Raw genomic sequence first — 4,912 nt, forward strand, 5'->3', positions numbered from 1 at the left:
TTGCTGAGCAGGGTACGGCTTTTGTGGGATTAGCTTTTTATTTCTTAACTATAACTTTTGTTTTAGGAATTTTTTTCACAATATTTTTTTTTGCTTTTCGTGAAGCAATAAATTCACTGATTTCATTTCTTTCCTTTTCTGTTAATGGTGGACTTTGAATTATAAAGTCAATACCTTTAGGTTCTTTTATTAAATTCATTTTTTATGATTTAAAATATTTTTTTACTAATTTTTTTGACGCCTCAGTTTCTATAATCATTCTTTGGTTTTTAAAATGAAATGCACCTAAACTTTCTTCATAATGCTTGATTAAGTTTGTTTTCGCAGTAAATGCAACAAATCCATCATAACCTTTTTGAAATGAAATTTTACAAGCAAAAGCAACTAAATTTCCTGCTACTCCTTCATAAAGTTTATTTTTTCCAATATTAAAAGGAGAACTTTCGAGAAGATTCATATAAATATGATCTTGTTCAATAGTTATACTCAATAATCCTTGAATAATTTTTGAATTATTAACTATGGTTAATTTATATACTTCTTTTTGTATGTTATTAAATTCTGATTTCCAGTCAAAATTCCAATTATTATTCTTCGTAATAATTTTTAAATCAATAGATGTCAATCTACTAACTTCTGTTTGAAAACTATCCCCAGAAATAGTATTCAATATTGAATCGGTTATTTTATCAATTATAAAACTTTGTGCTATTTGCATTTTATCACTCATAGGTCAAAAATACATTTTATTTGTTTAAATTAATTTACTTTTGAAGATATATTTGCGTTCCAACCAGCTGTCAGAAAACAGTTCTCGGCTAGCGTTTAGTTGCGAAGTTCGGAACTTTTTATTTTCTGTTAAAAATAAAATTCTTGCGAATCGGGGAATGTGAACTTACTACAAAATTCGCAATTGCGAGAAGCATCTATGTAAAAGCATAACTTTGAGTTTCCTAAAAACGAAGACTATGCAATTACAAGATGCCTTAACTATTACAAAGATATTCATTGGATTAGATATTCACAAAAAAAGTTGGACAGTTTCTATCCCCGCTTTGCAAAGTCTCCTGACTTTGCGGAATATTTTAAACTTTCTATTTTATTTATTTTCATTGTAACTTTTCCTTCTAGTTCTTTATTTTACCTCAAAGTCGGGAGAATTTTAGGAGCAGGAATTAGCCTCACTTAGTTCAGAGAATATTACACTCAATACATAGTAAGCGACTCTAAATTAAGTAATTGCAAATTAAATATTAAAAAAGGGAATTTAAGTAAAGGGCAATTACTCCTCCAACTCCACAATAAAACTATTCAAAAACGCCACGGAGTTTTGAATATCATAATGCAATATTCTATCTTCTTTTACCAATGGCACTTCTGCTCGATATGATTTCAAAAACATTTCAATAAAATTACTCGATTGTAATGGTCGTCTAAATTCAATGGCTTGAGAAGCATTCATCAATTCGATAGCCAAAATATGTTCCAGGTTTTCCATGATTTTCAAACACTTGGTGGCAGCATTCGCTCCCATGCTCACATGATCTTCTTGTCCGTTGCTCGAAACAATGCTATCCACACTCGCTGGTGTTGCCAATTGTTTATTTTGACTCGCGATACTGGCAGAGGTGTATTGCGGAATCATAAAACCTGAATTCAATCCCGGATTATCAATTAAAAATGCTGGCAAACCGCGTAAACCCGATATCAATTGATAGGTTCTTCTTTCGGAAATGCTTCCTAATTCAGACAACGCTATAGCTAAGAAATCTAAAGCCAAAGCCAACGGTTGTCCGTGGAAATTTCCCCCTGAAATAATCACATCGCTTTCTATAAATATATTTGGATTATCAGTAACCGAATTGATTTCGGTTTTAAAAACTTTCTTGGCATATTCTATCGCATCTTTTGAAGCACCATGCACTTGCGGAATACAACGAAATGAATATGGGTCTTGAACGTGTTGTTTTTCTTGTGTAATTATTTGGCTTCCTGCCAAAAATTCATTCACACGACTAGCAGTAACTATTTGCCCTTTGTGTGGACGAATAAAATGAATTAATTCATTAAATGGTTCTATTCGTCCATCAAAACCTTCTAAAGAAATTGTTGAAATTAAATCCGCTAAATAGGAATATTTCATGGCTTTTATCAAAATAAAACAGCCATAAGCGCTCATGAATTGAGTGCCATTTAGCAATGCCAACCCTTCTTTGGATTGTAATACTATGGGGTGCCAATTGAAATGTTTTAAAACTTCCGAGGACTGGATTTTTTTTCCTTCAAAATAAACTTCGCCTTCGCCAATCAACGGTAAAGACAAATGGGCTAAAGGAGCCAAATCACCACTTGCGCCTAGCGACCCTTGTGTATAAATTACAGGAAGAATATCATTATTGTAGAATTCTATCAATCGTTCCACGGTTTGCAATTGAACACCCGAATGGCCATAGCTCAACGATTGAATTTTTAATAACAACATTAATTTTACAATCTCACTTGGCACTTCATCGCCTGTGCCACAAGCATGCGATTTAACCAAATTGGATTGCAATTGAGACAAGTTTTCATTGGATATTTTCACATTGCACAACGAACCAAATCCCGTGTTTATACCATATATTGGTTTATCGTTCGATGCCATTTTTTGGTCTAAATATGCTCTACACTTTTCAATATTGACTTTAGCTTCTTCGGAGAGGGAAAGGGTTTTATTTTGCGTGATAATCTCTTTTAACTGCTCTAAACTCAATACTTCAGTGCTTATGTAATGCGAATGCTCCATTATTGTTGATTTTAAAGCACCAAAATTCAACAAACAAATGTTAATAAACAAGTTTTGCTCCGACTATATTATTGTGATATTGGTAATAAAACAGAATATATTTAAGAAAAAATGACATTATTTTTTTGGCATCCCATATAAAATGAGATTTTAATAAAAATGTTATTAAAACTTTTTTACTAAACAAAAAATACTATTTTTGGACAACTATGTGGAGAGCTATTAACAAATACCCTTTCAAAAAAATAACTAATTTATTAGCTGCAATAACTGTTGCTACCACAACAACTACAACCCCGTTTGGGGTATGATCTTTCATATAATCGCTATTTATGCACTTTCATTTAGAGAGACAAAAACTTTTAATTCATAATTTACAACTCATAATTCAATCATGATCATATTAAAATTTGGCGGTACTTCGGTAGCCAATGCCACTAATATTTCAAAAACCATTGAAATTGTTACCCACAAAAGCAAAGAAAACAAACTAGCTGTGGTAGTTTCTGCCTTTAGTGGCGTAACCGATTTACTGATACTAGCTGGTAAAACGGCTTCCTCAAAAGATAAAAGTTATAAAGACATCGTCAGTCAAATCGAGAAAAAACACAAACAAGCTATCGACGAATTAATCCCTTTGAGCGAACAAAGTGACATCATCGAAACGATTAACCATGAAATCAATGTACTGAAAACGTTGCTTGATGGTTGTTATCTTTTAGGTGAACTATCCAACAGAACCGCAGATATTGTGGCAGGATTTGGCGAATTATTGTCTTCTCAAATTATTGCGGTTGCACTGAAACAAAAAGTAAGCAACTCTACTTTCAAAGACAGTCGCGAAGTGATCAAAACTAATTCTAATTTTGGTAAAGCCAATGTGGACTTTGCTATAACCAATAAACTGATTGCGGATTATTTCAAAAGCAATACTAATCAGGTCGTTTTATTCCCAGGTTTTATCGCATCCTCAGTCGATGGCAATATAACAACGCTTGGTCGTGGCGGTTCTGATTATACTGCGGCAATAATTGCTGCTGCTGTGAAAGCTGATGTTTTAGAAATTTGGACCGATGTCAACGGCATGTTTACCGCCAATCCAAAGATTGTAAAACAAGCCCAGCCAATAGGAACTATATCCTATCAAGAAGCCATGGAGTTGTCTCATTTTGGGGCAAAAGTCTTGTATCCGCCAACCATTCAACCGGTTTTGAAAGACAGTATTCCTATTTTTATCAAAAATACTTTTGATCCCGAAGCTTATGGAACGTTGATTTCCAACAATCCAGCAACCACAAACAATCCAATAAAAGGAATTTCGCATATCGATAACATTGCGTTGCTTACGCTTGAAGGTTCAGGAATGATAGGTGTGGCTGGTTCTTCCAAACGTTTATTTGAAGTATTGTCAAATGAAAATATCAATGTGATTTTTATTACTCAAGCATCCTCGGAACATTCTATTTGTATTGGTATTTTGAACGCCGATGCCGACAAAGCTAAAACTGCCATCGACAAAGCTTTTGAATTGGAAATTGCACAAGCTAAAATCGACCCAAGTATAGTAGAGAAAGATTTATGCATCGTGGCTCTCGTAGGCGAAAGCATGAAAAACCACCAAGGCATTAGCGGTAAAATGTTCAGCACTTTAGGAAAGAACAACGTCAATATTCGTGCCATTGCACAAGGAGCATCCGAAAGAAATATCTCTGTTGTTATTAATGAAAAAGACGTTAAAAAAGCACTCAACACACTACACGAACGCTTCTTTGAAGACAATACCAAGCAGTTAAATCTGTTCGTCATGGGAATTGGAAATGTGGGCGAAAAGTTCATAGACCAAATTAGCCAACAGAAGAAATTCCTAAAAGAAAATCTAAAAATCAACCTTCGTGTCATAGCATTGTCCAACTCTCGTAAGATGGTTTTTGACGAAGAAGGAATTAATTTAAAAGACTGGAAAACTACTGTTGACCAAGGCGAAACAGCTAATGTAGCTACTTTTATATCTCGTGTAAAGGAATTAAACTTACGCAATAGCATTTTCGTTGATATTACTGCCAATTATGATATTGCCAATATCTACGATAAATTTCTAAAAGAAAATGTTGCCGTAGTGACTTGTAA

At 33.7% G+C, this 4,912-nt stretch carries 4 protein-coding genes; 1 reads left to right on the forward strand and 3 read right to left on the reverse strand.

The window, feature by feature from the left end; translation table 11 throughout:
• Positions 1-37: 37 nt before the first annotated feature.
• From ACK5ON_RS08770 to hutH, 3 genes are all read right to left on the reverse strand, one after another.
• Positions 38-199: a hypothetical protein gene (locus ACK5ON_RS08770; RefSeq protein ID WP_409821719.1), complete on the reverse strand. Its 162-nt coding sequence runs from the start codon at positions 197-199 to the stop codon at positions 38-40.
• Between the two features lie 3 nt (positions 200-202).
• Positions 203-730 carry a hypothetical protein gene (locus ACK5ON_RS08775; protein WP_409821721.1) on the reverse strand — a complete coding sequence of 176 codons (528 nt, stop codon included), beginning with the start codon at positions 728-730 and terminating at the stop codon, positions 203-205.
• 552 nt (positions 731-1,282) lie between these two features.
• Complete coding sequence (hutH, locus tag ACK5ON_RS08780; protein WP_409821723.1) at positions 1,283-2,785, reverse strand: histidine ammonia-lyase; 1,503 nt, start codon at positions 2,783-2,785, stop codon at positions 1,283-1,285.
• Between the two features lie 394 nt (positions 2,786-3,179).
• Between hutH and ACK5ON_RS08785 the strand changes: the two genes are divergently transcribed.
• On the forward strand, positions 3,180-4,912 hold a 1,733-nt coding region (locus ACK5ON_RS08785; protein WP_409821725.1), incomplete at its 3' end, for an aspartate kinase.

It is taken from the genome of Flavobacterium sp. (assembly GCF_046317795.1).
Classification (GTDB): Bacteria; Bacteroidota; Bacteroidia; order Flavobacteriales; family Flavobacteriaceae; genus Flavobacterium.